The 25,243-nt window shown below is 66.7% G+C and carries 27 protein-coding genes, 1 other RNA gene and 1 riboswitch; of the genes, 14 read left to right on the top strand and 14 right to left on the bottom strand.

Annotated elements, in window-relative coordinates:
- Window position 1: 1 nt before the first annotated feature.
- The gene (locus tag ACZ1I2_RS24310) at window positions 2-1,249 is read left to right on the top strand and encodes a putative DNA modification/repair radical SAM protein (RefSeq protein WP_465171646.1); all 1,248 of its coding nucleotides are present in this window, start codon (window positions 2-4) and stop codon (window positions 1,247-1,249) included.
- Here the strand turns inward: ACZ1I2_RS24310 and ACZ1I2_RS24305 are convergent.
- Window positions 1,246-1,839 (bottom strand): alpha/beta hydrolase, encoded by a 594-nt coding sequence (locus ACZ1I2_RS24305; RefSeq protein ID WP_465175544.1) that lies wholly within the window; start codon window positions 1,837-1,839, stop codon window positions 1,246-1,248. The two genes, ACZ1I2_RS24310 and ACZ1I2_RS24305, sit on opposite strands and share 4 nt — an antisense overlap.
- Before the next feature lie 237 nt (window positions 1,840-2,076).
- Between ACZ1I2_RS24305 and ACZ1I2_RS24300 the strand changes: the two genes are divergently transcribed.
- Both ACZ1I2_RS24300 and ACZ1I2_RS24295 read left to right on the top strand, forming a co-directional pair.
- Complete coding sequence (locus ACZ1I2_RS24300) at window positions 2,077-2,562, top strand: hemerythrin domain-containing protein (protein ID WP_465174036.1); 486 nt, start codon at window positions 2,077-2,079, stop codon at window positions 2,560-2,562.
- Window positions 2,559-3,944, top strand: a complete 1,386-nt coding sequence (locus tag ACZ1I2_RS24295) for a UdgX family uracil-DNA binding protein (protein ID WP_465171648.1) — start codon at window positions 2,559-2,561, stop codon at window positions 3,942-3,944. Before ACZ1I2_RS24300 ends, ACZ1I2_RS24295 begins: the two co-directional genes overlap by 4 nt.
- A 158-nt stretch (window positions 3,945-4,102) precedes the next feature.
- On the opposite strand, the gene ssrA is transcribed toward ACZ1I2_RS24295, so the two are convergent.
- Window positions 4,103-4,449, bottom strand: a transfer-messenger RNA (tmRNA) gene (gene ssrA / locus ACZ1I2_RS24290).
- A gap of 41 nt (window positions 4,450-4,490) precedes the next feature.
- Between ssrA and ACZ1I2_RS24285 the strand changes: the two genes are divergently transcribed.
- Window positions 4,491-4,922, top strand: coding sequence for an RrF2 family transcriptional regulator (locus ACZ1I2_RS24285; protein ID WP_372855684.1), 432 nt, complete (start codon window positions 4,491-4,493; stop codon window positions 4,920-4,922).
- A 34-nt stretch (window positions 4,923-4,956) separates the two neighbouring features.
- On the opposite strand, the gene mscL is transcribed toward ACZ1I2_RS24285, so the two are convergent.
- A complete protein-coding gene (mscL, locus tag ACZ1I2_RS24280; protein WP_465171649.1) occupies window positions 4,957-5,379 on the bottom strand; it encodes a large conductance mechanosensitive channel protein MscL in 423 nt (140 codons plus the stop codon).
- Between the two features lie 81 nt (window positions 5,380-5,460).
- On the opposite strand from mscL, the gene ACZ1I2_RS24275 reads away from it, so the two are divergent.
- From ACZ1I2_RS24275 to ACZ1I2_RS24255, 5 genes are read left to right on the top strand one after another with little or no spacing between them, the layout of a single operon-like run.
- A complete protein-coding gene (locus ACZ1I2_RS24275) occupies window positions 5,461-6,045 on the top strand; it encodes a LemA family protein (protein ID WP_465171650.1) in 585 nt (194 codons plus the stop codon).
- Between the two features lie 23 nt (window positions 6,046-6,068).
- Complete coding sequence (locus tag ACZ1I2_RS24270; RefSeq protein ID WP_465174037.1) at window positions 6,069-6,554, top strand: TPM domain-containing protein; 486 nt, start codon at window positions 6,069-6,071, stop codon at window positions 6,552-6,554.
- A gap of 14 nt (window positions 6,555-6,568) precedes the next feature.
- The gene (locus ACZ1I2_RS24265; RefSeq protein WP_465174038.1) at window positions 6,569-7,366 is read left to right on the top strand and encodes a TPM domain-containing protein; all 798 of its coding nucleotides are present in this window, start codon (window positions 6,569-6,571) and stop codon (window positions 7,364-7,366) included.
- Window positions 7,366-8,049: a TPM domain-containing protein gene (locus ACZ1I2_RS24260; protein ID WP_465171651.1), complete on the top strand. Its 684-nt coding sequence runs from the start codon at window positions 7,366-7,368 to the stop codon at window positions 8,047-8,049. The genes ACZ1I2_RS24265 and ACZ1I2_RS24260 overlap by 1 nt, the downstream gene beginning before the upstream one ends.
- Window positions 8,046-8,561 (top strand): NUDIX hydrolase, encoded by a 516-nt coding sequence (locus ACZ1I2_RS24255; RefSeq protein ID WP_465171652.1) that lies wholly within the window; start codon window positions 8,046-8,048, stop codon window positions 8,559-8,561. The genes ACZ1I2_RS24260 and ACZ1I2_RS24255 overlap by 4 nt, the downstream gene beginning before the upstream one ends.
- Before the next feature lie 21 nt (window positions 8,562-8,582).
- Here ACZ1I2_RS24255 and ACZ1I2_RS24250 read toward each other — a convergent pair whose 3' ends face one another.
- From ACZ1I2_RS24250 to ACZ1I2_RS24235, 4 genes are read right to left on the bottom strand one after another with little or no spacing between them, the layout of a single operon-like run.
- The gene (locus ACZ1I2_RS24250; protein ID WP_465171653.1) at window positions 8,583-8,930 is read right to left on the bottom strand and encodes a nuclear transport factor 2 family protein; all 348 of its coding nucleotides are present in this window, start codon (window positions 8,928-8,930) and stop codon (window positions 8,583-8,585) included.
- Window positions 8,927-9,208: an ETC complex I subunit gene (locus tag ACZ1I2_RS24245; protein ID WP_465171654.1), complete on the bottom strand. Its 282-nt coding sequence runs from the start codon at window positions 9,206-9,208 to the stop codon at window positions 8,927-8,929. Before ACZ1I2_RS24245 ends, ACZ1I2_RS24250 begins: the two co-directional genes overlap by 4 nt.
- Window positions 9,209-9,238: 30 nt before the next feature.
- Window positions 9,239-11,755, bottom strand: coding sequence for an ATP-dependent helicase HrpB (hrpB, locus tag ACZ1I2_RS24240; protein ID WP_465174039.1), 2,517 nt, complete (start codon window positions 11,753-11,755; stop codon window positions 9,239-9,241).
- Window positions 11,752-12,105 (bottom strand): hypothetical protein, encoded by a 354-nt coding sequence (locus tag ACZ1I2_RS24235; protein ID WP_465171655.1) that lies wholly within the window; start codon window positions 12,103-12,105, stop codon window positions 11,752-11,754. Before ACZ1I2_RS24235 ends, hrpB begins: the two co-directional genes overlap by 4 nt.
- Before the next feature lie 64 nt (window positions 12,106-12,169).
- On the opposite strand from ACZ1I2_RS24235, the gene ACZ1I2_RS24230 reads away from it, so the two are divergent.
- A complete protein-coding gene (locus ACZ1I2_RS24230) occupies window positions 12,170-13,171 on the top strand; it encodes a cation diffusion facilitator family transporter (RefSeq protein ID WP_465171656.1) in 1,002 nt (333 codons plus the stop codon).
- A gap of 159 nt (window positions 13,172-13,330) precedes the next feature.
- Here ACZ1I2_RS24230 and ACZ1I2_RS24225 read toward each other — a convergent pair whose 3' ends face one another.
- Complete coding sequence (locus ACZ1I2_RS24225) at window positions 13,331-14,344, bottom strand: polyprenyl synthetase family protein (protein WP_465171657.1); 1,014 nt, start codon at window positions 14,342-14,344, stop codon at window positions 13,331-13,333.
- A 126-nt stretch (window positions 14,345-14,470) separates the two neighbouring features.
- Here ACZ1I2_RS24225 and ACZ1I2_RS24220 point away from each other — a divergent pair, with 126 nt between their 5' ends.
- Both ACZ1I2_RS24220 and ACZ1I2_RS24215 read left to right on the top strand, forming a co-directional pair.
- Window positions 14,471-14,755 (top strand): chorismate mutase, encoded by a 285-nt coding sequence (locus tag ACZ1I2_RS24220; protein ID WP_465181548.1) that lies wholly within the window; start codon window positions 14,471-14,473, stop codon window positions 14,753-14,755.
- A 92-nt stretch (window positions 14,756-14,847) separates the two neighbouring features.
- Complete coding sequence (locus tag ACZ1I2_RS24215) at window positions 14,848-16,398, top strand: MFS transporter (protein ID WP_465175545.1); 1,551 nt, start codon at window positions 14,848-14,850, stop codon at window positions 16,396-16,398.
- 49 nt (window positions 16,399-16,447) lie between these two features.
- Here ACZ1I2_RS24215 and ACZ1I2_RS24210 read toward each other — a convergent pair whose 3' ends face one another.
- Window positions 16,448-16,969: a DUF1993 domain-containing protein gene (locus tag ACZ1I2_RS24210; RefSeq protein ID WP_465171660.1), complete on the bottom strand. Its 522-nt coding sequence runs from the start codon at window positions 16,967-16,969 to the stop codon at window positions 16,448-16,450.
- Window positions 16,970-17,098: 129 nt separating this feature from the next.
- A riboswitch (cobalamin riboswitch) is annotated at window positions 17,099-17,314 on the top strand.
- A gap of 113 nt (window positions 17,315-17,427) precedes the next feature.
- Between ACZ1I2_RS24210 and metE the strand changes: the two genes are divergently transcribed.
- Window positions 17,428-19,737, top strand: a complete 2,310-nt coding sequence (gene metE, locus ACZ1I2_RS24205) for a 5-methyltetrahydropteroyltriglutamate--homocysteine S-methyltransferase (RefSeq protein ID WP_465175546.1) — start codon at window positions 17,428-17,430, stop codon at window positions 19,735-19,737.
- Window positions 19,724-20,134, top strand: a complete 411-nt coding sequence (locus tag ACZ1I2_RS24200; protein ID WP_465175547.1) for an acyl-CoA thioesterase — start codon at window positions 19,724-19,726, stop codon at window positions 20,132-20,134. The genes metE and ACZ1I2_RS24200 overlap by 14 nt, the downstream gene beginning before the upstream one ends.
- 205 nt (window positions 20,135-20,339) lie before the next feature.
- Here ACZ1I2_RS24200 and pnp read toward each other — a convergent pair whose 3' ends face one another.
- From pnp to ACZ1I2_RS24175, 5 genes are all read right to left on the bottom strand, one after another.
- A complete protein-coding gene (gene pnp / locus ACZ1I2_RS24195; RefSeq protein ID WP_465175548.1) occupies window positions 20,340-22,727 on the bottom strand; it encodes a polyribonucleotide nucleotidyltransferase in 2,388 nt (795 codons plus the stop codon).
- 222 nt (window positions 22,728-22,949) lie between these two features.
- Window positions 22,950-23,219: a 30S ribosomal protein S15 gene (gene rpsO, locus ACZ1I2_RS24190; RefSeq protein WP_465171664.1), complete on the bottom strand. Its 270-nt coding sequence runs from the start codon at window positions 23,217-23,219 to the stop codon at window positions 22,950-22,952.
- Window positions 23,220-23,233: 14 nt separating this feature from the next.
- Entirely contained in the window at window positions 23,234-24,127 is an 894-nt protein-coding gene (truB, locus tag ACZ1I2_RS24185; protein WP_465175549.1) for a tRNA pseudouridine(55) synthase TruB, read from the bottom strand.
- Between the two features lie 4 nt (window positions 24,128-24,131).
- Complete coding sequence (locus ACZ1I2_RS24180; RefSeq protein ID WP_465175550.1) at window positions 24,132-24,821, bottom strand: site-2 protease family protein; 690 nt, start codon at window positions 24,819-24,821, stop codon at window positions 24,132-24,134.
- A 44-nt stretch (window positions 24,822-24,865) separates the two neighbouring features.
- Entirely contained in the window at window positions 24,866-25,240 is a 375-nt protein-coding gene (locus ACZ1I2_RS24175) for a DUF6491 family protein (RefSeq protein ID WP_465175551.1), read from the bottom strand.
- Window positions 25,241-25,243: the final 3 nt, after the last annotated feature.

The raw sequence follows: 25,243 nt of genomic DNA, 5'->3' as shown, positions 1-25,243 counted from the left end.
TATGGCGCAGCTCGACGTTCAGCAAAAGCTCGAAATCCTCGCGGATGCGGCCAAATACGACGCGTCCTGCGCATCCTCGGGCAGCGTCAAGCGCACGTCGCGCGACGGCAAGGGAATCGGCTCGACCGATGGCGGCATGGGCATCTGCCATGCCTATGCGCCTGACGGGCGCTGCATCTCGCTGCTCAAGATCCTGCTGACCAACAGCTGCATCTTCGACTGCCATTATTGCATCAATCGCAAGAGCTCGAACGTCCGCCGCGCCCGCTTCACCGCGCAGGAAGTGGTGAAGCTGACGCTCGCCTTCTACCGGCGCAACTATATCGAGGGGCTGTTTCTCTCCTCCGGCATCATCCGCTCTTCCAACTATACGATGGAGCAGATCGTCGAGGTCGCGCGGAGCTTGCGCGAAGATCATCATTTCCGCGGCTATATCCATCTGAAGACCATTCCCGATGCCGACCCGGAGCTGGTGCACCAGGCGGGGCTGTATGCCGATCGCATCTCGATCAATGTCGAGCTGCCCACGGCGAGTGGCCTGAAACGGCTGGCGCCGGAAAAGTCCGAATCGCGTATCGAAGGCGCGATGAAGGGCATGAAGACGGCGATCCTCGACACCGGCGATGCGACGAAACGCTTCAAGTCAGCCCCCAAATTCGCGCCGGCCGGCCAGTCGACTCAGATGATCGTCGGGGCCGATGCCGCGACGGACGGCGATATCGTGCGCAAGGCCTCGTCGCTCTATGGCCGCTTCGGCCTGCGCCGCGTCTATTATTCCGCCTTCAGCCCGATCCCGGATGCGAGCACGGTGCTGCCGCTGCAGCGTCCGCCGCTGATGCGCGAGCACCGGCTTTACCAGTCGGACTGGCTGATGCGCTTCTACGACTATACGCCGGGCGAGGTCGTTGCCGCAGCAGACGACGCGACCGGTATGTTGCCGCTCGACATCGACCCGAAGCTCGCCTGGGCGCTGAAGTTCCGCGACCGCTTTCCGGTCGACGTCAACCGCTCGCCGCGCGAGATGCTGCTGCGTGTGCCGGGGCTGGGCGTGAAGGCGGTCGGCGCGATCCTCGCCGCGCGGCGCTGGCGGCGGTTGCATCTTGCCGATGTCGGGCGGCTGACCGCGTCGATCGCCAAGGTGCGGCCATTTCTGATCGCCGAGGACTGGCGCCCGGTCGCGCTGAGCGACCGGGCGAACCTACGTCCTCTGGTCGCGCCGAAACGCGAGCAGCTCGAACTGTTCGGCTAGCGGATGCTTTCGAGCCGGGCCACCACCGCCATATCGGGCGCCTTGCCGCCGCCGATCTCCCCGGCGTCGAACAGGCCGAGCAGCTGCAACAGCCGATCCTCGGCCGCCGTTCCGCCGCCGCGGCGGTTGCTCGGGTGCGATCCCTGGACTGCGTCGGCATCGACGAAGCGGCTGCCCCAATGGTCCGCCAGGGCCAGGACCTGCTCGATCATTGGCGAAGGGTCGCTCGCGACGACCGAGGGGAAGGGCAATTTGGTCGCGGGGCTCACCCGCGCCTTGGCCGCGATCGCCGCCTGGCCGAAGCCGATGCTGAGCGGGGACAGGAACACCGCGCCACGGATATGTTCGAGATAGCTGCGCGGCGAGAGCTGCGCCCACCATGCCACGGCCAGGCACGCCACGCCCTGGGCCAGCAGGACGATCGGCTCGCGCGAGCGGGTCATCGCCGTGTCGAGCTGCTGCGCCCAGCGGCCGCTATGGAATTTCGTGAGGTCGAGTTCGACCGTCTGAACGGGCAGGGCAAGCACAGGATCGCCGCGCGCCACGATCAGGATTGGAAGCGGACGGTCGGCAGACGAATCGAGGTCCATGACAGCTCTCCCGTTGTCGGGCGTAGCCGCGGCCGCCTTTTTGAGCGTGCCGACTCGACTGCGCCCCCATGCACGACGCTATTCCTACTGTGCCGGTGGGCAATAGGCTTGCGCCAGAATGACGGCCGGTTGAGCCAAACTGCTGGGTGTCCGGCAGGCGATGGTGCTGAGAGCGATTCGCAAGAGAAACAAGCGCCGCTCTGGCTGGTTCAGGCAGGGAACCACAGGAGTATTCATATGGCCGACGCCCGAATTTTCGCCGATCTCAAGGCCGATCATGACCGCCATCGCAAGTTGCTGGAAAAGATCGGCAATGCCCCGGCCGACGGTTCGGAGCGGCGCGACTTGTTCGAGGCGTTCCGGGTCGAGGTGACGGCGCATGCGGCGGCCGAGGAGGAATCGCTCTACGCGACCATGCTGGCCAATCCGGATCTGCGCGACGATGCGCGCCATTCAGTGTCGGAGCACAAGGAAATCGACGATTTCCTCGGCGACCTGGCCGACCTTGATTCGGCGTCGGCCGAATGGACCGAGACCTTCGGCAAGCTGCGCCATCGTTATGAGCATCATATCGACGAGGAAGAGGAAGAGATGTTTCCCGCCGCCAGCGAAAAGCTGTCGAGCGAGGAGGAGGCGCGGCTGGCCCAGGTGTTCGAGCGGCGCAAGCCGAAGGAGCTCGCGCGCGCCGAAGCGACACCTGCGGGAGGCGACGAGCGGGAGTGAGAGCGCGTGTCGTCCGCCTGAGCACGCCGGACGATTTTGACAGCTGGCGGAATGCGGCGCGGGGCCTGATCGGCGAGGATGTGCCCGCGAGCGAGGTGGTGTGGCAGGTCGGCGATGCTGCGACTGACCTGTTCGCGCTGGATGCCGCGCCGCCGCCGCCGCCCGCGCCGGGATTTGCCGTACCGCGCGCCTTTATCGATCTTGCGCGCAAGGCGATCCTGCACCGCGAGCCCGAACGTTTTGCCCTGCTCTACGCGCTGCTCACTCGGCTGCGGGCCGAGCCGACGCTGACGGAGGATGCCGCCGATCCTCTCGTCCGGAGGCTGGAGGGCCTGGCGAGGGAAGTGCGCCGCGACATCCACAAGATGCGGGCTTTCCTACGCTTCCGTGAAGTCGAGGATGGGGCGGGCGCGCGCTTCGTCGCCTGGTTCGAGCCCGATCATCATATCGTGCGCGCCAATGCCGGTTTCTTCGTTGATCGCTTCGCCAGCATGCGCTGGTCGATCCTGACGCCGGAGGTGTCGCTGCACTGGGACGGCAAGATTCTGAGCGAAGGCCCCGGCGCGGCGCGGGGCGATGCGCCCTCCGGCGACCCGATCGAGGCGGTGTGGAAGACCTATTACGCTTCGATCTTCAATCCGGCCCGGATGAAGGTCGGCGCGATGCTGAAGGAAATGCCGCGCAAATATTGGAAAAACATGCCCGAGACCGCGTTGGTGCCTGGACTGATCGCAAGCGCGCAGGCGCGGGAGAGCGGCATGATCGCACGGGCGAAGGAACGGCCCAACGGCAATATCGAAGGCGCGTGGGAGGCGCTGCGCGACGAGGCCATGGGGTGCACGCGCTGCCATCTCCACAGGCACGCGACTCAGACGGTGTTCGGGGAAGGGCCGGTGGACGCGGCGCTGATGTTTGTTGGCGAGCAGCCGGGCGATCAGGAGGACCTGGCGGGCAGGCCCTTTGTCGGGCCGGCGGGCCAGGTGTTCGACCGCGCCGTCGCAGCGGCGGGGATCGATCGCTCGGGCGTGTACGTCACCAATGCGGTGAAGCATTTCAAGTTCGAGCAGCGCGGCAAGCGCCGCATCCATCAGAAGCCCGATGCGGGTGAGATTACGGCGTGCCGCTGGTGGATCGAGCAGGAAAGGCTGCTGGTGAAGCCGAAGGTGACGGTGGCGCTCGGCGCGACCGCGGCCCGATCGCTGTTCGGCAAGGTCATGACGATCGTCAAGGAGCGCGGCCGGCCGCACGCGCTGCCCGATGGGAGCGAGGGATGGATCACGGTGCATCCGAGCTTTCTGCTGCGGCTGCCGGATCGCGACGCGGCGGAGCTGGAGTTCGAGCGATTCGTGGCGGATTTGAAGGCAGTGAGGGAGCGGCTATAAGCCCCTCCGTCATGCCGGACTCGTTCCGGCATCATCGGGCTGCAGGCGCAACGTGCTGAAAATAAGCGCTTCGCTGGCCGCGATGGATCCCGGAACCGGGGTGGCGGTCAGTAAAAGAAAGTGGGGAGCTTCTGTTGCTCGGTGCTCCCCGGACCGCCGGTGTCCGCTTCTGTTGCCCGGTGCGGCCCGGACCGCGCTTTCGTCCTTAGTAAACTAGACCGTTAGGTCCGGTTTACGCGGCAATCGCGAGTGCTTCGTTATCGTTAGCACTTGTGGTTTTGAGCCTTTTACAGGTTACTCAGCCCGGGCAAAAACAGCGCTTTTCAATACACGTCGATCCTGGTTCGACCCCGTCATGACCGGTCCCGAAGGGCCGGTTGTGGTGGAGTCGCCGGGTACTGCCCCCGGGTCCGCTGCATCTATTGTACGCCGCAATTTATCACCATAGCCGACGGCGAACCGGCGGCGTCCCCAATATAGGGATTGCGAACTTAATGAAAAGCCCGCCTTTCGCTCGCCACAATATGAGTCCATATCGGTCATGCTATGTTGACACAGCGTTCCCGTTACGCGCTCCGCGCGATGATCTTCCTGGCTGAGGCGCCCGCGGGCGGCCCCCCCATCCCGATGAACCGGATCGCCGCAGAGGCCAATGTGCCGCGCAAGTTCCTGGAGCTGATCCTGGCCGATCTGCGCGAGGCCGGCTTCCTGCACAGCCACCGCGGCAAGATGGGCGGCTATTGCCTGTCGCGCCCGACTCACCTGATCTCGCTCGGCGAGATCATTCGGGTGATCGAGGGACCGCTGGCGCTGGTCCCTTGCGTCAGCCGCACCGCCTATCGCCCGTGCCGCGACTGCAAGGACGAGGCGAGCTGCGCGATCCGCCACGCCATGGCGCGCGTGCGCGACGAGACCGCGCGAATCCTCGACGGGACCAGCCTGGCCGATTCCCGCGCCGAGGATCTGGCTGCGGCCTGAATCCTTCCCTCCCCCGAGAGGGAGAGGGATTGTCTCAGCGTTTCTTCAGCTCGTCCCGGATTTCGCGCAGCAGCGTGACATCGGCGGGTTCGGCCGCGGGCGCTTCTTCCGGCTTCGCGATCAACCTGTTCGCGGCGCGCACGATCAGGAAGATGATAAAGGCCAGGATCACGAAATTGACGGCCTGGGTGATGAAGGCGCCATAGCCGAACACCGGCACGCCGGCCTTTTTCAGCGCCGCATAATCGGTCGATCCGGCCAGCGCCTCGGGCACCTTGCCCAGCACCACGAAATAGCTGGAGAAGTCGAGCCCGCCAAAGATCTTGCCGATCACGGGCATCAGCACATCGTCCGTCAGCGAGGTCACGATCTTGCCGAAAGCCGCGCCGATGATCACCGCAACCGCGAGATCGAGCACGTTGCCCCGGGCGATGAATGCCTTGAACTCCTTGAACATGGAACCTCTCCATCCGATTTCGCTTCCGCGTGCCCACGCTACTCGCCTATCATGCGCATGCAAGGGTTGGAGGGATTGTCTATGAAATACCGTGCCGTCTTCGCGCTGATGTCCGCCATCGCGCTGTCCGCCTGCGGGCTGAACAGCGTCCCCACGGCCGAGGAGAACGCCAAGGCGCGTTGGGCCGATGTGCAGAACAACTATCAGCGCCGGGCCGATCTCATCCCCAATCTCGTCGCCACGGTGAAGGCCGCCGGCGCGCAGGAAAAGGACATTCTGGTCCAGGTGACCCAGGCCCGTGCCGCGGCATCCCAGGTCAAGGTTACGGGCGACGATCTCACCGATCCGGCCAAGGTCGCGGCCTATGAGCGGGCGCAAGCCGGCGTGACGCTGAATCTCCAGCGTCTGCAGGAGGCCTATCCCGAGCTGAAGAGCCAGGGCAATTACACCACGCTGATGAGCCAGCTGGAAGGCACCGAGAACCGCATTACCATCGCGCGCAAGGATTATAACGACGCGGTGCAGGCCTATAACACACGCATTCGCACCTTCCCCGACGCGATCGGCGCGAAGGTGTTCTACGGCTCCAAGCCGATGGCCCCCTTCCAGGCGACCAGCCCAGGGGCGGAGACCGCGCCCTCGGTTAATTTCGGCAACACCAACTGATCAGACCCGTCGCCCCGTTGCTGATGCTGGCCGGGTGCGGTGCCGCCGCTCCGGCCAGTCAGGTCGCCCCAGCCGGATATGATTTTCCGGCGCTGTCCGGTCGCGTCGTCGATGCGGCGCATCTGCTGCCGCCGGCGTCGCGTACGGCGATCAACGAGAAGCTGGTGGCGCTCGAGACACGGACTCACCATCAGTTCGTGGTCGTGACCGTCCCTGACCTCGGCGGTCATCCGATTGAGGATTATGGCGTCACGCTCGGGCGGACATGGGGCATCGGGCGCAAGAACATCAATGACGGCGTGTTGCTGATCGTCGCGCCCACGGAGCGCAGGGTACGGATCGAGGTCGGCTACGGCCTCGAAAAGGCGCTGCGCGACGAGGAAGCGAAGGCGATCATCGGCACCGCCATCCTGCCGGCCTTTCGTGCCGGCGATTATCCGCGCGGCATCGCCGGCGGAGTCGACGGCGTGATCCGCGAAATCTCGCCTCCTGAAAGGTTGGCAGCGTGAATTTCCTTCGTTTGATGCTCGTCATGGGGCTGATGCTGTGCGGCGTTCAGGCCGCCCAGGCCCAGACCTTCCCGCCGCTGTCGGGCCGGGTGGTCGATGCCGCCGACCTGCTCTCGCCGGAGCAGGAGGCCCAGCTCACGCAATTGGCCGAAGGGATCGAAAAAACGTCGTCGCGACAGTTCGTCGTGGCGACCGTTCCCGATCTCCAGGGCTATCCGATCGAGGATTTCGGCTATCGGCTCGGCCGTGCCTGGAAGATCGGGCAGGGAGGGGCCAATAACGGCATCATCCTGCTGGTCGCGCCCCAGGAGCGCAAGGTGCGGATCGAGGTCGGGTACGGCCTGGAGCCGATCATGACCGACGCGCTGTCGAGCCTGATCATCAACGACACGATCCTGCCGAAGTTCAAGGCGGGCGACATGCCGGGCGGCATCATCGCCGGGGCGGATGCCATCGCCGAGCAGATGAAGCTCCCGCTCGAAGCCGCGGAGGCACGGGGCGCGTCGCTCGTCACCACCAAGCCCAAGCCGTCAAAGGATGTCGGCATTCCCTTCGTGGTGATCTTCTGGATCATCGTCGTTGCCTTCATCGTCCTGTCCCGCCTTCGGCGCGGGGCGGGCGGCAAGCGGTATCGCCGCGGTCACGCGCCGGTCATTCTGTGGGGCCCCGGCCTTGGCGGCGGATCGGGAAGCAGCTGGGGTAGCGGGTGGAGCAGCGGCGGCGGCTCCAGCTGGGGCGGCGGTGGCGGCGGTGGCGGCTTTTCCGGCGGTGGCGGCTCCTTTGGGGGCGGTGGCGCCTCGGGGGGCTGGTGATGGCGCGGGTCACGCAACTCAGCGCGGCGGATCACGCGCTCGTCGGCGAAGCGGTGTCGCGCGCGGAGGATGGCACCGATGGCGAGATCGTGACGATCGTCAGCGAACGGTCCGACCAGTATCACGACGTCGCGCTGCATTATGCCATCGCGGCGACGCTGTTCGTGGTCGCGCTCGCCGCGATCAACCCCGTCGCGCTGGAGGCGAAGCTCGGCTGGTCGTCGAACGGCTGGGGCGCCGAGTCCGACCCGCGCGGCCTGCTCTTCGCGGTGCTGATCGCCCAGACGATCGCCTTCCTGGTCTTCCGTTTCGCGCTGGCCTGGGTCCCGCTCCGCCTCGCGCTCACGCCGCGTGCGACGCGCGCGCGGCGGGTGCGGCGGCGGGCGATCCAGTATTTCAAGGTCGGTGCGGAACGCCGCACGCAGGCGCGAGTCGGTATCCTGCTCTATCTGTCGCTCGACGAGCGCATGGCCGAGATCGTCGCTGACGAGGCGATCCACCATGCCGTCCCGGCCGAACGCTGGGGCGACGCGATGGCGGCGCTGGTCGACGAAGTGCGGCTCGGGCGACCGGCCCTGGGCATGGCGGCGGCGGTCGCGCAGATCGGCGTGATCCTGTCCGAGAATTTCCCCAAGACCGAAACCGACCGCAACGAACTCCCGGACAGGCTGATCGAACTATGACGGAACCCGCCGAAACGGTCTGGGCAGGCAAATATATCGTCGTGAAGAAGGAGGGCACCTGGGAATATGTTTCCCGGGCGCGTGGTATCCAGGCGGCGGTGATCCTGGCGATCGATGACGGCGAGGTGATCCTGGTCGAGCAATACCGCGTGCCGCTCGGCAGGCGCAGCCTGGAGCTCCCCGCCGGTCTGGTCGGCGACGAGGAGGAAGGCGAAGCGCCCGAGGCGTCTGCCGCGCGCGAGCTGGAGGAGGAAACCGGCTATCGTCCGGCCCAAGTCGAGACGATCGGCTATTTCCAGTCCTCGCCCGGCATGGTCTCGGAAGGCTTTACCCTGGTGCGGGCCACCGATCTGACCAGGGTGAGCGACGGCGGCGGCCAGGCCGACGAGGACATCACCGTCCACCGCGTGCCGCTTGACGGTATAGTTGATTTCGTCGCGGCCAAACGTGCCGAGGGCGTGGCGATCGACGTGCGCCTGCTGCTGCTGCTGAGTCCGTCGATCCTGGGGTGAGCGTGCCGGGAAGGAGGGGTGTCAGCCCTTCCTCTGCGCCGCCTCGAAGCTCAGCCGATCCCAATAGCCGCGCTGGAGCGCTATATGGCCGTCGATCACATGGAAGAAGCCGCAGCCGCGCAGGCCGTTCGGGTCGCGCCATTCGAGGATCGCCCATTCGCCATCCTCGAACAGATTCTCGGGGATGCATTCCATCGTTGCGGTGGCGAATTCGCGGTCGAACATCGCGCGTATCGCGTCGCGGCCATGGACGGGCTCCAGCGCCACCTGGTGGTTGGTCGCATCCGGCCGGTAAAGGGCGGCCAGCGCGTCGACATCGGCATTATTGAAGGCGGCGATCCAGCGCCGCACCACCGATTTGGGCGTCACCGAAAATTGTCGGCATAGGCCTGAAGCTTGAGCTTGCGCTCGGGTGCCGCGATCAGGGTGAAGGCCAGGCCCTCCCGCTCGGCATAGGCGATCGCCGCTTCCTGAGTCGGGAAGCCGAGCCGCACCTGTTCGCGCGTGTCGCCGGAACCGGCCCAGCCCGTCAGCGGGTCGGGACGCTTCGCCTCGGCGGGCGCGAATTCGAGCAGCCACGCGTCAGTGCGCGCGCGGCCCGACTGCATCGCGTTCTTGGGGCGCTGGTAGATGCGGGCGGTGGCCATGGTCTTGTCCTCGAAACTCTCCTGCGCCCTCTATCGCGGTTGCGCGCGGCGTGCATCCGCATTTTTCGTCCGCGTGGTGGGGGCGGCCCCGGCAGGATCGTCGGGCCAGGGATGGCGGGGGTAGCGCCCGCGCATCTCCCTGGCGACCGCGGCCCAGCTTCCGGACCAGAAGCCGGGCAGGTCGCGCGTCGTCTGGATCGGCCGACCGGCGGGCGATGTGAGGCTCAGCACCAGCGGCACGCGGCCGCCCGCCACGGTCGGGTGAGTGGCGAGGCCGAACAATTGCTGAGGGCGGAGCTCGACCCGGGGGCCGCCCTCAGCGGCATAGTCGATCGGGTGGCTGGTGCCGGCGGGCGAATGGAAATGCGTCGGCGCCAAGGAGTCGAGGGTGCGGAGCGTATCCCAGCCGATCACCGCGCGCAGCGATTCGGCCAGCGCGCCAGCGTCGAGCGCGTCGAGGCGGCGTTTCCCGACGAGCAATGGCGTGAGCCACTCGTCGGCGCGGGCGAGCAGATGCGCTTCGTCAATCTCGTCCACCGGGGCGCCCGCCTCTCGGATGAAGGCGATGCGGTCGAGCAGGGCCTGCGCCGCTTCACTCCAGGGCAGGAGCGACAGGCCGACAGTCCGTACGCCTTCCAGCAGGGCTGTGGCGATTTCTTCCGGATCGGCGTTGGCGTCGGGCCCGCTCGACAGGCGGATGGCGCCGAGCCGGCGCTCACGCAGCGCCTGCACGCCGCCGGTCGCCGCATCGAAGCGCACGCTGCGCCTTGTTTCGATGCGCTTGCCGAACAGCGATTCGACTGTGGCGAGGTCGATCGGCGCGGCGGAGAGGATACGCGCCCCCGAGGCCATGCCCTGGGTCTCGGCGACGGCGAGCCATTCGTTGCGGGCGAGCGAGGAGGTGGGGTCGAGCTTGAACCCGCGACCCCCGGCCGAGGCCCAGGTCTCGCCGCTGGCGTCGCGGCGCTTGGCGATGCGATCGGGGAAGGCGAGGGCGATGGCGACTGCGACTTCGTCTCCCGTACCGCGATCCGGCAGCGGTGCGGTCGTGGAGGTCGGGTGCCCACCCCCATCCCCTCCCGCAAGCGGGAGGGGAGCAAGAGAGGCCCAGCGTTTTGCCAGTTTGCGTCCGCCCTCCGCCCGTGGCCCACGTTCCGTTCGCCAGCGCCTGAGGCGGCTCTCCAGGTCCACATCGTTCCCGCCGAGTCCACGCTCGCCGAGCAGCACCGCGACATCAGCGGCGGTTGCCGCCAGCCCAATCTCGCCCGCGCGCACCAGCATGTGGCCGAGCCTTGGCGGCAGCGGCAGCCGGGCGATCGCCTTGCCGTGCGGCGTCGGCCTGCCGTCCGGATCGATCGCCTCCAGCACGGTCAGGCGGCTGCGCGCCTCGTCGATCGCGGCGGCGGGTGGCGGATCGAGCCAGGCGAGGGTGCGCGGATCGGCCACGCCCCACAGCGCGCAGTCGAGCGTCAGCGCCGACAGATCGGCCTCCAATATCTCGGGTGGATCGAAGCGCGGCAGGCCGGCGGTCGCCGCTTCCTCCCACAGCCGATAGGCCACGCCCGGCATCTGCCGCGCGGCGCGGCCGGCGCGCTGAGTCACGGCGGCCTGGCTTGCGCGCTCGGTGACGAGTCGCGTCATGCCCGCCGCGCGGTCGTATCGCGGGCGGCGGGCGAGCCCTGAATCGACCACCACGGAGATGCCGTCGAGCGTCAGGCTCGTCTCGGCGATCGAGGTGGCGAGCACGATCTTGCGCCGTCCCTGCGGATCGGGCGCGATCGCGGCACGCTGGGCGGCTGGGTCGAGACTGCCGTGCAGCCGGTGCAGGACGATATCGTCACCGAGCCCCTCGATGCGTTCAGCGGTGCGCTCGATCTCCGCCACACCGGGCAGGAAGGCGAGGATGCCGCCGGTCTCCTCGCGCAACGCCAGCCTGATCGCGCCCGCGACCGAATCCTCGATCCGCGCTTCGGCCGCGCGGCCGATATGGCGGAGCGTGAGGGGATGGCTGCGCCCTTCGCTCTCGATCACCGGCGCGCCGCCCATCAATACGGAGAAGCGTGCGCCGTCGAGCGTCGCCGACATCGCGACGATGCGCAGGTCGGGCCGGAGCGCGCCTTGTGCGTCGAGCGCCAGCGCGAGGCCGAAATCGCTGTCGAGGCTGCGCTCGTGCACCTCGTCGAACAGCACCGCCGAGACGCCGGCCAGTTCGGGATCGGCCTGGATGCGGTTGACGAAGATTCCCTCGGTGACGACCGTGACGCGCGTCTCCGCCGACCGCTTCGAATCCATCCGGGTGGCGTAGCCGAAGGTCCTGCCGACCGGCTCGCCCGCCAGCATCGCCATGCGCTCGCCCGCCGCGCGCGCGGCCAGGCGGCGCGGCGACAGCAGGAGGATCTCGCCGGTGCACCAGTCCTCGCCGAGCAAGGCAGGCGCCACCGCCGTCGTCTTGCCCGCGCCGGGGGGCGCGACGAGCACGGCGTTCGACCCGACCTGCAACGCGGCGAGCAGGTCGGGCAGTACGGCGTGGATAGGGAGGGAAATCAGCGGAATTCCTGCGTCACGACGATCTCACCGACGATCGCGGCATTGAACGCGGGCAAATCTTCGGCTGGAATCCAATATTCCAGGTGCGCGCGACCGCCCGCTTCCTGCGCGGCATGCGCGTCGAGATAGTCCTTCCGCACCTCGAAACGCGTGACATAGCCCGATCCGCTCGCCTTGACGTTCCAGTCGCGCGCGATCTTCACGGCATAGGCTTCGGTCAGCACCGGATAGAAGATCGGCTGTTCGGGCAGGCGCGGAGGAAAAGCCCTGAAACCCGTTTCCTCGATCAGGGCGAGCTCATGCGGCCCGACAGGGCGCCACAAGGTGACTGTCTCGATCTCGTCGCTCATTCTCGATGTCCTAGCATATCGCGGGCAAGCGATGGTACGCCCCTGACAATAGACGGAGAATCGCGTGGCCGATCATAGCCATCATCACGGCCATTCGCACGGGCACTCCCATGGACAGGGCCACAGTCATGGTCATGGTCATGGTCATGGGCATCATGGCCATTCCCATGCGCCCGCTTCGGGCCATGACCGCGCCTTTGCGATCGGTATCGCACTCAATCTGGGTTTCGTCGTCACCGAGGCAGCGTTCGGTTTCGTCGCCGACTCGGTCGCGCTGCTCGCGGATGCCGGTCACAATCTGTCCGACGTGCTCGGGCTGGCGGTCGCCTGGGGCGCGGTGGCGCTGGGCCGCAAGGCAGCGACGAAGCGCTTCACCTATGGGCTCAAGGGCACGACGATCCTCGCCGCGCTGACCAACGCACTGTTGCTGCTCGTCGCGCTCGGCGCGATCGTGCTGGCGGCGGCGCAGCGCATGGCGGCGCCGGCACCGGTCGAGGGCGGCACCGTCGCGATCGTCGCCGCGATCGGCATCGTGGTGAACGTCGCGACCGCCTTGCTGTTCGTGCGGGGAAGCAAGAACGACATCAACATCCGCGGCGCCTTCCTGCACATGGCGGCGGACGCTGCGGTTTCGGCGGGCGTGGTATTGGCCGGGCTCGCCATCCTGTGGACGGGCGAGTTGTGGATCGACCCGATCGTCAGCATCGCGATCGCTGCGTTGATCTTCTGGCAGACCTGGGGTCTGCTGCGCGAATCAGTCGAGATGTCGCTCGGCGCGGTGCCGCGCGGGATCGATTACGACAAGGTGCGCATGTCGCTACGCACCTTGCCCGGCGTAGCGCGGGTCCATCACGTCCATATCTGGCCGATGAGCACGACCGAGACGGTCCTGACCGCGCATCTGGTGATGCCCGATGGTCACCCCGGCGACGCGTTTCTGGGCGAGGCGCAGGACATGCTGAAGCATCGCTTCGACATCGGCCACGCGACGCTGCAGGTGGAGATCATCGGCAGCGAAAGCGATCCGCTGCCCTGCGCGCCCGCGGTGGAAACGTACCGGCACTGATTCAGGCCGGTTCCCGCTGCCGTTCGTCCCGAGTGCCATCCAGCTTGTCGAGATGGCGTATCGAGGGACAGGCGTCACGCGCTCCAACCACGTCTCGATACGAGCCCTCGACAAGCCCGGTCTCTCTCGACACGAACGGCGTGTGGGCAATCCGCCGTCTCAGTAGGCCCGCGCCACCGCGAATTCGACCGCTTCGACCATCGCCGCCTTGGCCTGGCTCGGCGCGAAGCCGCCGATCGCGTCGATCGCGCGCTGGCCATAGTGGCGCGCCCGGGCGAGCGTGTCGTCGACCGCGCGCGTCGAGCGGATCAGCGAGACGGCGTGCGCGAAATCCTCGTCGCTGGAGCGATGCCCCTCGATCGCCGCTTTCCAGAATATGCGGTCCTCGGCGCTGCCGCGCGCATAAGCGAGGATGACGGGCAAGGTGGATTTGCCCTCGCGGAAATCGTCGCCGGCGTCCTTGCCCATCGTGCCCGCGTCCGAGACATAGTCGATCGCGTCGTCGACCAGCTGGAAGGCGATGCCGAGATTGCGGCCATAAGCGTCCAGCGCCATTTCCTCGGCCTCGGGCCGTTCGGCCACCACGGCCGCGATGCGGCAGGCGGCGGCGAACAGGGCGGCGGTCTTCGCGCCGATGATGTCGAGATAGCGCTCCTCGCCGATATCGATGCGGCGCGCGGCGGTGAGCTGATTGACTTCGCCCTCGGCGATGATCGCGCTGGCGCCCGACAGAATCTTCAGCACCTTGAGGCTGCCGTCCTCGACCATCAGCTCGAACGAGCGGCTGAACAGGAAGTCGCCGACCAAGACGCTCGCCGGATTGCCCCAGATCAGATTGGCGGTGCGCTTGCCGCGGCGCAGATCGGACCCGTCGACCACATCGTCGTGCAGCAAGGTGGCGGTGTGGATGAACTCGACCGCCGCGGCGAGGCGGTGGTGCCGCGCGCCGGTATAGCCCAGCAGGCGCGCGCTCGCGAGCGTCAGCATCGGGCGCATACGCTTGCCGCCGCCGGCGATGAGATGCCCGGCCAGCTCCGGAATCAACGGGATCTCGGACTGCATCCGCGACAGGATCACCGCGTTGACGAGATTGAGATCGCCGGCGACAAGCTGCACCATCGGTTCTAGCGACGGCTGGCGCTGGGCATCGAGGCGGTGGATCGTGGCGCTCATGGTGCGTGCGATGTGGCCGTATGACCGGGTAAAGGCAAGCCTTTGCGGGGTTAACGCCCGCCTTTCGGGGTTGCGCGTCGTGCGCGACGTCCGCAAAAGGCCGGGCGAACTGGTGAGGACGGCAAGGTGACCGACGAAACGCTCAGCGGCTATCGCCAGAGCATCGACAATATCGACGCGGCTCTGGTCTTCCTGCTTGCCGAGCGGTTCAAGGTGACTCAGGCGGTCGGCCGCTACAAGGCGACCGCCGGGCTCCCGCCTGGGGACCCGAGCCGCGAGGATGCGCAGATCACGCGGCTGCGCGGGCTGGCCAAACAGGCCGATCTCGATCCCGATTTCTCCGAGAAATTCCTGCGCTTCATCATCGACGAAGTAATCCGTCATCACGAGCGCGTGCGCGACGAGGGCTGACGCCCGTCGTGTCGGGCATGGCCAGCCCGCGATGATAGCGGTATCGATTGCCCGGGGCGCCGCGACGACAAGCGGCGAAGTGGGGATGTCGCATGGCAACACGTATGAACAGTCTGTCCGATCGCCAGGCCTTGTGGGCGTTCATTCTCGGCTGCGCGGCCGTCACGGCGGGGGTAGTGCTCCACATCCCGATGTTCCTGATGGCGAAGGACATGGGCTATCACCTCGCCGGCATGCCGATGGATTCGGGCATGATCTTCGGCATGTTCCTGATCGTCGGGGGCGTGATCGTCGCGGCCTATGGCCTGCTGCCGCGCAATCTCGCGGCACAGCGCGCGGCGGCCGAGGACATCACCATCGCCGCGCCCGAGGATGCCGCGCTCGGCTGGGCGCATTGGCGGCTGATGATCGTGCTGGTCGTCGCGCTGATCATCGATGTGATGAAGCCGGCCTCGCTCGGCTTCACCGTGCCCGGCATGATCGGCGAATATCATGTGCCGCGATCGACCGTGTCGCTGGTGCCGTTCTTCGCGCTGATGGGCACCGTGGTCGGGTCGGTCGTGTGGGGCGTGATCGCCGATATCTATGGGCGCAAGGCCTCGATCCTGCTCTCGGCGGTGATGTTCGTCGGCACCTCGATCTGCGGCGCGATGCCGTCGCTCGCCTGGAATATCGGCATGTGTTTCATGATGGGCGCGGCGGCGGGCGGCATGTTGCCGGTGACATACGCGTTGCTCGCGGAGATGATGCCCAACCGGCATCGCGGCTGGAGCCTGGTGCTGGTCGGCGGGCTCGGCGCGGTCGGCGGCTATTTCGCGGCGAGCGGGCTCTCGGCGGTGCTGCAGCCGATCTTCGGCTGGCGCATATTGTGGCTGGCAAACCTGCCGACCGGGCTCAGCCTCATTCTGCTGGGCGCGCTCATCCCTGAATCGGCCAAGTTCCTCCTCGCCCGGGGGCGCAAGGTGGAAGCGGAAGCAGTGATGCGGCGCTTCGGGGCAACTGTGCGGCGCGGGCCCCCGCCAACGACGACCGGGGTCAACCACGGGCCGCTGACGGGCAGGCGGATGATCGGCAAGCTCACCGCGCTGACCGTGGCCGCACTGACCTGGGGCCTGATCAATTTCGGCCTGTTGCTGTGGCTGCCGGCCGATCTCGTCGCCAAGGGCTATTCAGTCGCGGTGTCGAGCCGGCTGCTGGCGGAAAGCTCGCTGATTGCTTTTCCGACCGTGTTTCTGGCGGCGCTCATGTACAGCCGCTGGAGCACCAAATGGTCGCTCGTCACCATGATCGGCGTGACGCTTGCCGGCTTGCTCGGCGTGCTCAGGCTGGAGCTGGCGGGAACGGGCAGCCCGGTGCTGCCGGTCGCGCTGCTGATCGTCGGCTCGAACGGCATCCTCGCCATCCTGCTGCCCTATACCGCCGAAAGCTTCCCGTTACGTGTGCGCGGCCGGGCGACCGGATGGGTCGCCGCCTGCACCAAGGCCGGCGGGCTGTTTGCGCAAGGACTGAGCATCGCCGCGCTGATCCCGTCCATGGGACTGGCGGCGGTCATCATCATGGCGCCGGCGGTGGTCGCGCTTGGCCTGGTCGCCTGGTTCGGGCGCGAGACGCGCGGCGGTGATCTGCGCCACCTCGACGCATAAAGCGCGAGACGCCGATAACGACGAGGTCGGGCCAGACCTTCGTCACGCCCTACCGCTTGATACGCGGCGTTCCCATGAAATCGCGTTTGCCCAGCTTCACGCCTTGCGCGCGCAGGATCGCATAGGCCGTTGTCGCGTGGAAATAGAAGTTCGGCTGCGAGAAGGAGAGCAGGAAGTTCGCGCCCGTGAAGGGCATGATGGTTTCCCCGAAGGCGAACTGCGTATCGCAGTCCGCCAGGGCGTCGAACGCGTCGCGATCGAGCGCTTTCAGGCTGGTGACCGCCGTCTGCAGGATGCCGTGCAGGCCGGCAAAGTCGGTCGGCCAGGCCGATCGGTCGGGCGAGAAGCTGCCGGCCCGGACCCCCTCGATTCCGCCGACCGAATGGGCGGCGCAGGATTTCACCTGATAGCCGAAGGGCAGCATGTCCGGTGCGAGGCGGGTGTCGATCAGCTCCGCTTCCGTCCTGCCCTGTTCGGCGCAGAATGCCGCCGCCTTGTCGACCAGCGCATCGACCGCGCCCAGGATCTGGAGGTTGGACGGTACGACGGCATCGTAAAGGGAGAAGGACATGGGTTCTGGCTCCGGCTGACGTTGCGGGGCTTATGGAGGCTCGTCATGGTCGCGTCCATGTGCCGTTCGGTATTGAAAGCATCATATAAAGAATTCTTTATATGATGCTTGACGCGCCCGTCGTAACCTCTATCCTGTGATGGTCGAGGTTCTTCGCCCGGTTGCCCGGTCGGAGCTAAGACGGGAAGCCGGTGCGGCCCTTGGGCTTATTCCGGCGCTGCCCCCGCAACTGTGAGCGGTGAGCGGCGGTCCATTTTGCGTCACTGGTCCGGACAAGGGACCGGGAAGGCCGGATCGTCGCATTGACCCGCGAGCCAGGAGACCTGCCTCGTCAGATAACGTCCTCCGGCGGGGTGCCCGGTCAGGCCGCGTGCAACACCGCGCCCCAGCTTGTCATTAGGGCGTGTGCCCGTTGCCGTGCGTCCGGCCTTCACCTTGCCCAACGCAAGGCCAAGACGATGACCATCTCAGTCGCAACCCTCGGTTTCCCCCGTATCGGCCCGCGCCGCGAGCTGAAGTTCGCGCTCGAAAGCTTCTGGTCGGGCAAGTCGGATGCCGATGCTCTGTCGCTCGGAGCACAGGGCCTGCGCGCCGCCGCCTGGGCGCGGCAAAGGGCGTTGGGCGCCGACATCATCCCCAGCGGCGACTTCTCGCTCTACGATCATGTGCTCGACACCTCCGCGATGCTCGGCGCGGTGCCGGCGCGCTATGGCTGGAGCGGCGGCAAGGTTGGCCTCGACACTTATTTCGCCATGGCTCGTGGTGCGCAGAGCGCGAAGGGTCATGAAGGCTGCGCGCATGCGCTGGACAGCACCGCGCAGGAAATGACCAAATGGTTCGACACCAACTATCATTACATGGTGCCGGAACTGAGCGCGGGGCAGGCCTTCGCGCTGTCGTCAAGCAAGGCAGTCGACGAATTCCTCGAAGCCAAAGCGCTCGGCCACCATACGAGGCCTGTGCTGCTCGGGCCGGTGACCTGGCTGGCGCTCGCCAAGGGCAAGGATGTCGCCCCGCTCTCGCTACTCGATGCGGTGCTGCCGGTTTATGAGGAAGTGCTCGCGCAGCTTGCCCAAGCGGGCGCCGACTGGGTCCAGATCGACGAACCCTGCCTGGTGCTCGACCTCGACGACGATCAGCGTGCCGCGCTGAAGCAAGCGTACAAGCGCCTGTCGGTGAACGGGCCGAAGGTGATGCTCGCGACCTATTTCGGCGCGCTCGGCGACAATCTGGAACTGGCGACCGACCTGCCGGTGCACGGGCTGCATATCGATCTGGTCCGTGCGCCGGAGCAGCTCGAGCCGGTGTGGCAGCGTGCCCGGCCCGACCTGCTGCTGTCGCTCGGCGTGATCGACGGGCGGAACGTCTGGCGGGCCGATCTCGATGCGCTGATCGCGCGGATTGCGCCCGTCGCGGCCGAGCGCAATCTGGTGCTCGCGCCGTCCTGTTCGCTGCTGCACGTGCCGGTCGATCTCACGATCGAGATCTCGCTCGACCCGGAGGTGAAGCAATGGCTGGCGTTCGCGGTGCAGAAGATCGGCGAATTGTCGGTGCTGGCCCAGGGGCTGAACCAGGGCGCCGAGACGGTTGCCGCGCCGCTGGCGCTGGCCCGGGCGGCGGTCGAGTCGCGCAAGACGTCGCCGCTGATCCACAATCCCGCCGTCGCGGCGCGGCTGGCGGCGGTCGATCTCGACATGACCAGGCGGACGTCGCCCTTCGCGGATCGCCGCGTGGCGCAACAGGGGCGGCTGGGCCTGCCGAGCTTCCCGACCACGACGATCGGGTCCTTCCCGCAGACGCCGGAAGTGCGCAAGGCGCGTGCCGCGCACATCAAGGGCGAGATCGACGACCTGGCCTATGAGCAGTTCCTGCGCGTCGAGACCGCCACGACGGTCGAGTGGCAGGAAAAGATCGGCCTCGACGTGCTGGTGCATGGCGAGTTCGAGCGCAACGATATGGTGCAGTATTTCGGCGAGCAGCTATCCGGCTTCGCCTTCACCCGCAGCGCCTGGGTGCAGAGCTATGGCTCGCGCTGCGTGCGGCCGCCGATCTTGTACGGCGATGTCGCGCGGCCGAAGCCGATGACGGTCGAGTGGTGGCGTTATGCCCAGTCGCTGACGAGCAAGCCGATGAAGGGCATGCTGACCGGGCCGGTCACGATCCTCAACTGGTCGTTCGTGCGCGACGACCAGCCACGCTCGCAGAGCTGCCGCGAGATCGCGCTGGCGATCCGCGACGAGGTGATCGACCTGGAGGCGGCTGGCGCGGCGGTGATCCAGATCGACGAGGCGGCCCTGCGCGAAGGGCTGCCGCTGCGCCGCGCCGACTGGCAGGCCTATCTCGACTGGGCGGTCGAATGCTTCCGCCTGACCGCGTCGGGCGTGCGCGACGACACCCAGATCCACACCCATATGTGCTATTCGGAGTTCAACGACATCCTGCCCTCGATCGGCGCGATGGACGCCGACGTCATCTCGATCGAGACCGCCCGGTCGCAGATGGAGCTGCTCGATGCCTTTGCCGATTATGCCTATCCCAACGAGATCGGGCCGGGGGTGTACGACATCCATGCACCGCGCATCCCCGCCGAAGCGGAGATGACGGGGCTGCTGACGCTCGCGGGCAAGCGCCTGCCGGCCGAGCAGCTATGGGTGAACCCCGATTGCGGGCTCAAGACGCGCAAATGGGAGGAAGTTCGCCCGGCGCTGATCGCGATGGTCGCGGCGGCGCAGCGCATGCGCGTGCGGGGTGCCTATGACGCGGCCTGAGACCCCGCTCGAAACGATGCCGGACGAGCAGCCCGCCGTGCGCGTGACGGCGGTGCCGGCCGACGCCAATGTCTATGGCGATATCTTCGGCGGCTGGCTGATGAGCCAGATGGACCTCGCCGCTTCCTCGGTCGCCTCGCGTCACGCGGGCGGCCGGGCAGTGACGATCGCGGTGGAGGGCATGGCCTTCCACCGCCCGGTCTTCGTCGGCGACGAGGTGTCGGTGTTCGCCCGGCTGATCAAGGTCGGGCGGACGTCGATGCGGGTCCGGGTCGAAGCCTGGGCTCGCGACCGGCATTCGGAAGAGGCGAACAAGGTGACCGAGGCGGAGTTCGCGTTCGTGGCCGTGGGGCAGGACCGGCGGCCGAGGCCGGTGCGGGCGATGGTGATGGTTTAAGCCACACCGTCATGCCGACTTGTTCCGGCATCCGTTCTGCGGCCGGGCGCAGCATTGCGTCGAATAGGGTGCGCTTGCGGAACGATGGACCCCGGAACGAGTCCGGGGTGACGGTTGTGGGTGGGCTGGCGCCATCCTTCATCAAAGAAAAAAAGGCCCGGTTTCCCGGGCCCCTCTTCATTTGTCCTTGCGGAACCGGGATCGCTTAGTCGCGGTCGCCGGTCAGAAAGGCGGGTGCGAACTCCGGCGCGGGGCCGTCATCATTGCCGCCTTCGCTGCGCTCGCGGCGCGGGCCGCGGCCCTCGTCCCGGGCACCGCCGCCATCGCGACGGGGACCACGGCCGCCGTCACCATCGCGGCGCGGGCCACGATCGCCACGACCGCCGCCATCGCCACGCGGGCCACGACCGCCGTCGCCATCACGGCGCGGGCCGCGGGGGCCACGATCGCCGCGATCACCGCCTTCGCGGGGCTCGCGGGCGGGACGGGTGTCTTCCAGCTCGGCACCGGTCTCCTGATCGACGACGCGCATCGACAGGCGGACCTTGCCGCGCGGATCGATCTCGAGAACCTTGACCTTCACGGCCTGGCCTTCGCTGAGAACGTCGGCAACCTTCTCGACGCGCTCGTTCTTGATTTCCGAGACGTGGACGAGACCGTCCTTGCCGCCCATGAAGTTCACGAACGCACCGAAATCGACCAGGTTGACGACCTTGCCGTCATAGATCTTGCCGACTTCGGCTTCCTCGACGATGCCCTTGATCCAGGCGATCGCTGCGTCGATCTGCGCCGAATCCGAAGAGCTGACCTTGATCACGCCCTCATCATCGATGTCGACCTTGGCGCCGGTGGTGGCGACGATCTCGCGGATCACCTTGCCGCCGGTGCCGATGACGTCACGGATCTTCGACTTGTCGATCGTAATCGTCTCGATGCGCGGTGCGTGGGCCGACAGTTCCTCACGGGTATGGTCGAGCGCCTTGGCCATCTCGCCCAGGATGTGCGCACGGCCTTCCTTGGCCTGGTTCAGCGCGACGCGCATGATCTCTTCGGTGATGCCGGCGATCTTGATGTCCATCTGCATCGTGGTGATGCCCTCGGACGTACCCGCCACCTTGAAATCCATGTCGCCGAGGTGATCCTCGTCGCCCAGGATGTCGGACAGGACGGCGAAGTCCTTGCCTTCCAGGATCAGGCCCATCGCGATGCCCGAGACAGGGCGCTTCAGCGGCACGCCTGCGTCCATCATCGACAGCGAACCGCCGCACACCGTCGCCATCGACGACGAGCCGTTCGACTCGGTGATGTCGGAGAGGACGCGGATCGTGTAGGGGAATTCTTCCTTCGACGGCAGCACCGGATGCAGCGCGCGCCAGGCGAGCTTGCCATGGCCAACTTCGCGACGGCCCGGCGCGCCGAAGCGGCCGACTTCCCCGACCGAATAGGGCGGGAAGTTATAGTGCAGCATGAAATGCTCGTAGGACAGGCCGGTCAGGCCGTCGATCATCTGCTCGGCGTCGCGCGTGCCGAGCGTGGTGGTGCAGATCGACTGAGTCTCGCCGCGCGTGAACAGGGCCGAGCCGTGCGTCCGCGGGAGGAAGTGCACCATCGCCTCGATCGGACGGATCTGGGTGGTGGTGCGGCCGTCGATGCGCTGGCCGTCCTTGAGGATGGCGCCGCGGACGATCTCGGCTTCCAGCTTCTTCATCAGCTTGCCGGCGGCCATCTGGTCCTGCGGGGTCGCGTCGGCGAACGCCGCCTTGCCCTTGGCGCGGGCCTCGTTCAGCAGGTCCGAACGCTTGGACTTGTCGGTCACCTTGTAGGCGGTGGCGATGTCCTTGCCGATCAGCTTCTTCAGCTTGTCCTTGGCGGCCGTCAGGTCGGCCTGCTCGGCCATTTCCCAAGGCTCCTTGGCGGCCTGCTCGGCGAGATCGATGATCGCGTTGACGGCTTCGCGGCACGCCTTGTGGGCGAACTGCACGGCGCCGAGCATCACGTCTTCCGACAGTTCCTTGGCTTCGGATTCGACCATCATCACGGCGCCACCGGTGGCGGCGACGACGAGGTCGAGATCGCCTTCCTTGGTCTGCTCGAGGGTCGGGTTCAGGATATACTCGCCATCGACATAGCCGACGCGGGCCGCGCCGATCGGGCCCATGAAGGGCACGCCGGAGATGGTGAGGGCGGCCGAGGCGGCGACCATCGCGAGGATGTCCGGCTCGTTCTCGCCGTCATAGCTCAGCACCTGGGCGATGACGTTGATCTCGTTGTAAAAGCCTTCCGGGAACAGCGGACGGATCGGGCGATCGATCAGGCGGCTGGTCAGCGTCTCCTTTTCGGTGGCGCCGCGCTCACGCTTGAAGAAGCCGCCGGGGATGCGGCCCGAAGCCGAGAATTTTTCCTGGTAGTGGACGGTGAGCGGGAAGAAATCCTGCCCTTCCTTGACGGAGCGTGCGGCGGTGACCGCGCACAACACGACGGTTTCGCCGAGCGTCGCGATGACGGCGCCATTGGCCTGGCGGGCAACGCGGCCCGTTTCCAGCGTGAGGGTCTTGCCGCCCCACTGGATGCTTACGGTTTTGGTATCGAACATTTTATTTCCTTCAACTCCGGCCGCCAAATGCGTGCCGGGGCCTATGTGCGGGCTTGACCGGCCCGCGCGGTTTGAGGTCTTTCACGGCCTCTGGACAATCAGCCGAATTGCATCCTGTCCTGTGTCCCCTGATCGGGGTCCAGTCTCGTCGATGAGCTGGCGGCCCCGCGCATGGCGGGGTTTATCTGGAATATGAAAACGGCGCCCGAGGGCGCCGGTTTCTTACTTGCGAAGGCCGAGCTTCGCGATGAGATCGGTGTAACGCTGACCGTCCTTGTGACGGAGATAGTCGAGCAGCGACCGACGCTTGTTGACCATCATCAGCAGCCCGCGGCGCGAATGATTGTCCTTCTTGTGGTCCTTGAAGTGCTCGGTCAGGTTGCGGATTCGCTCCGTGAGGATCGCGACCTGAACTTCGGGGGAACCCGTATCGCCTTCGGCGCGGGCATGGTCCTTGACGAGCGCTTCCTTGCGCTCCTGAGTGATCGACATCGTGATCCTTTCGCTTAGAGGTTGAAACCGCGAACGACGCGGACCTCGCGGTCCAGAACTTCCACCAAAGCGACCGGAACATCGTCCGATATCGCGAAGTGGAGGCCATCGTCTGCGGCGATCCCGATCAACACCCGCCCCTGTCGGAGCAGCCCTGCCTGATCGGGGGTGAGGGAGAGAGCCGGGATGTCGTCCAGCCCCGCCCTCAAGGGCAGGAGTTTGTCTTCAAGGGCGCGCCCATGGCCGAGTTCGTCCAGTTTGTCCAGCGATATCGAGTCCGCCAGGGTGAACGGGCCGGCCTTCACGCGGCGGAGCATGGTGACATGCCCGACCGTGCCGAGCGCCAGCGCGATGTCGCGCGCGAGGCTGCGGATATAGGTGCCCTTCGAGACATGGGCGGTGAGGGTGGCCTCTTCAACTTCCTCCCTTGGCTCCTCCCCGGAGGAGCTTAGACTGTGGATCGTCACTGACCGGCTCGCCAGCACCACCTCCTCGCCCGCCCGCGCCAGATCATAGGCACGCTGCCCGTCGACCTTCAGCGCCGAATAGGCCGGCGGCACCTGTTCGATCGGGCCGGTGAAGCGGGGCAGCACTGCCTCGAGCGCCGCCAGTGTCGGCCGTACCTCCGACCAGGCGATCTCCGCGCCCTCCAGGTCGAGCGTGTCAGTCTGCACCCCGAAGCGAATCGTGAAGTCATAAACCTTGTCGCTGTCGAGCATGCGCCCGGCGAGCTTGGTCGCTTCGCCGATCGCGATCGGCAGCACCCCCGTCGCCAACGGGTCGAGCGTGCCGCCATGGCCGACCTTCAGCTTGCCATAGCCGCCGGCGCGAAGCGCGCGCTTGACCGCCGACACGCCCTGAGTCGAGCCGAGCCCGAGCGGCTTGTCGAGAATGATCCAGCCATGCACCGGATCAGACCGACAGGCCGGCGGACCCGAGCAAAAAACTGATCACCGCCCAGGCCGGCGGGCCGATCAGGCGCCCGACGATATTCGCGTTCGGCGCGATCATCGGCAGGATGACGAGCAGGAAGATCAGCAGCAGGAAGCCATAACGGCCGATCCGCGCATACTGCGCCGCGAGGGGGCGGGGCAGCAGGCCCTGCACGACGTGACCGCCATCGAATGGCGGGATCGGCAGCAGGTTGAAGATCGCCAGGAACACGTTGATCATCACGAAATTGATCAGATTCTCGGACAGAAAGGCGCTCGCACCGGTTGGCGTACCGCCCGGCCAGAATGCCATGAAGATCGCGATGGCGACGGTACCGAGTAGCGCGAGCGCGATATTCATGCCTGGACCGGCCAGCGCGACCAGCATCATGTGGATGCGCGGATTGCGCAACCGGCTCGCCACCACCGGCACCGGCTTCGCCCAGCCGAACACCGGCAGGTTGGCGATGGCGAGCGACAGCGGCAGCAGGATCGTGCCGACCGGATCGACATGCGTGATCGGGTTGACCGACAGGCGCCCGAGCCGCTTCGCGGTCGGATCGCCGAGCGCATTGGCGACCCAGCCATGCGATACCTCGTGCAGCACGATCGCGATGGTCAGGGGGATGATCCAGACCGCGGCCGAATAGAGGATGTTGGGAATGTCCATCGCCTGCATCTAGGGACGCGACCGGGTATGCGCCAGCGTGGCCCTCAGCCCTTCTTCGGCTTCTTCGCCTTTTTCGGCGGCGGGCCGCTCGTCGCCAGCTCGTCGATCCGGCATTCCTGGCCATCGACCAGCAGCGAGCCATAGCGATCGAGCGAGTTCGATCCGCTGGTCTTCACCCCGATCCTGGTCGCGAAGGACAGGCCGAGGCAGGGGCCGAGAATGGTCGCATGATACCATTTGCGGCCGCGATCCTGGAGATAGATCGCGCGGTCGCCGTCTGGCTGGAAGTCCTGGATTCCATCGAACTGCACGAACGGAATTGAGGCGGGCTTGCCGGTCTCGGGCGGCGTGGTTTGCGCAACCGCAGCGGCGGCACACAGCGCCGCAAGGGGCAGGGCAAGCAGGGTGCGGTTGAACATGGC

This window comes from Sphingomonas sp. BL-S-29 (assembly GCF_055521495.1).
Note: the sequence above shows the minus strand (reverse complement) of the source record. Positions and strands in the feature narration are given on the sequence as shown.

Coding starts and splice junctions, on each gene's coding strand:
- ACZ1I2_RS24310 (WP_465171646.1), top strand. CDS start 2: ATGGCGCAGCTCGACGTTCAGCAAAAGCTCGAAATCCTCGCGGATGCG.
- ACZ1I2_RS24305 (WP_465175544.1), bottom strand. CDS start 1,839: ATGGACCTCGATTCGTCTGCCGACCGTCCGCTTCCAATCCTGATCGTG.
- ACZ1I2_RS24300 (WP_465174036.1), top strand. CDS start 2,077: ATGGCCGACGCCCGAATTTTCGCCGATCTCAAGGCCGATCATGACCGC.
- ACZ1I2_RS24285 (WP_372855684.1), top strand. CDS start 4,491: ATGTTGACACAGCGTTCCCGTTACGCGCTCCGCGCGATGATCTTCCTG.
- mscL (WP_465171649.1), bottom strand. CDS start 5,379: ATGTTCAAGGAGTTCAAGGCATTCATCGCCCGGGGCAACGTGCTCGAT.
- ACZ1I2_RS24275 (WP_465171650.1), top strand. CDS start 5,461: ATGAAATACCGTGCCGTCTTCGCGCTGATGTCCGCCATCGCGCTGTCC.
- ACZ1I2_RS24270 (WP_465174037.1), top strand. CDS start 6,069: ATGCTGGCCGGGTGCGGTGCCGCCGCTCCGGCCAGTCAGGTCGCCCCA.
- ACZ1I2_RS24265 (WP_465174038.1), top strand. CDS start 6,569: ATGCTCGTCATGGGGCTGATGCTGTGCGGCGTTCAGGCCGCCCAGGCC.
- ACZ1I2_RS24260 (WP_465171651.1), top strand. CDS start 7,366: ATGGCGCGGGTCACGCAACTCAGCGCGGCGGATCACGCGCTCGTCGGC.
- ACZ1I2_RS24255 (WP_465171652.1), top strand. CDS start 8,046: ATGACGGAACCCGCCGAAACGGTCTGGGCAGGCAAATATATCGTCGTG.
- ACZ1I2_RS24245 (WP_465171654.1), bottom strand. CDS start 9,208: ATGGCCACCGCCCGCATCTACCAGCGCCCCAAGAACGCGATGCAGTCG.
- ACZ1I2_RS24235 (WP_465171655.1), bottom strand. CDS start 12,105: ATGAGCGACGAGATCGAGACAGTCACCTTGTGGCGCCCTGTCGGGCCG.
- ACZ1I2_RS24225 (WP_465171657.1), bottom strand. CDS start 14,344: ATGAGCGCCACGATCCACCGCCTCGATGCCCAGCGCCAGCCGTCGCTA.
- ACZ1I2_RS24215 (WP_465175545.1), top strand. CDS start 14,848: ATGGCAACACGTATGAACAGTCTGTCCGATCGCCAGGCCTTGTGGGCG.
- ACZ1I2_RS24210 (WP_465171660.1), bottom strand. CDS start 16,969: ATGTCCTTCTCCCTTTACGATGCCGTCGTACCGTCCAACCTCCAGATC.
- metE (WP_465175546.1), top strand. CDS start 17,428: ATGACCATCTCAGTCGCAACCCTCGGTTTCCCCCGTATCGGCCCGCGC.
- ACZ1I2_RS24200 (WP_465175547.1), top strand. CDS start 19,724: ATGACGCGGCCTGAGACCCCGCTCGAAACGATGCCGGACGAGCAGCCC.
- pnp (WP_465175548.1), bottom strand. CDS start 22,727: ATGTTCGATACCAAAACCGTAAGCATCCAGTGGGGCGGCAAGACCCTC.
- rpsO (WP_465171664.1), bottom strand. CDS start 23,219: ATGTCGATCACTCAGGAGCGCAAGGAAGCGCTCGTCAAGGACCATGCC.
- ACZ1I2_RS24180 (WP_465175550.1), bottom strand. CDS start 24,821: ATGGACATTCCCAACATCCTCTATTCGGCCGCGGTCTGGATCATCCCC.
- ACZ1I2_RS24175 (WP_465175551.1), bottom strand. CDS start 25,240: ATGTTCAACCGCACCCTGCTTGCCCTGCCCCTTGCGGCGCTGTGTGCC.